Origin of the sequence: Streptomyces sp. BE303, assembly GCF_036290945.1 — a bacterium.
In the GTDB taxonomy this organism is placed as follows: domain Bacteria; phylum Actinomycetota; class Actinomycetes; order Streptomycetales; family Streptomycetaceae; genus Kitasatospora.
The window spans coordinates 1-472 of the sequence record NZ_JAQYWZ010000670.1 but is presented as its reverse complement, the minus strand read 5'-3'; the positions used below and the strand labels follow the sequence as shown (position 1 = coordinate 472).

Here is a 472-nt window from a genome sequence, read left to right as displayed (position 1 = left end):
GCTGCTCCAGTCGTGGCTGGCCGACGCGGCGTGGTCCGAATCGCGCCTGGTGGTGCGGACGTTCGGTGCGGAAGGCGCGGAGATCACCGACGCCGATGGCGCCGCGTTGTGGGGTCTGGTGCGGTCGGCGCAGGCCGAGCATCCGGACCGGCTCCATCTGGTGGACGCGGCCGAGGACGTGTTCTATCCGCTGCCGCAGGCCGTCGTTCGCGAGGGCGTGGTCACTGCGCCGCGTCTGGTGCGCCTGTCGGGTTCCGTGTCCGCGCCGGTGGAGTTCGGGGACGGCACGGTGGTGGTGACCGGTGCGACCGGCACCCTGGGGCGGCTGGTCGCCCGGCATCTGGTCGAGACGCACGGTGTCCGTGACCTGCTGTTGCTGTCCCGCTCCGGTGGGGATGCCGGACTCGTCGAGGAGCTCGCTTCGGCGAAGGTGCGGGCGGTGGCCTGTGACGTGGCGGACGCGGAAGCGGTG

General features: G+C 72.5%; 1 protein-coding gene. It reads left to right on the top strand.

Going from position 1 to position 472, the window contains the following annotated elements:
• Positions 1-472 (top strand): KR domain-containing protein (locus tag PUR56_RS43465; RefSeq protein ID WP_329949431.1); only part of this gene is annotated, 472 nt, incomplete at both ends.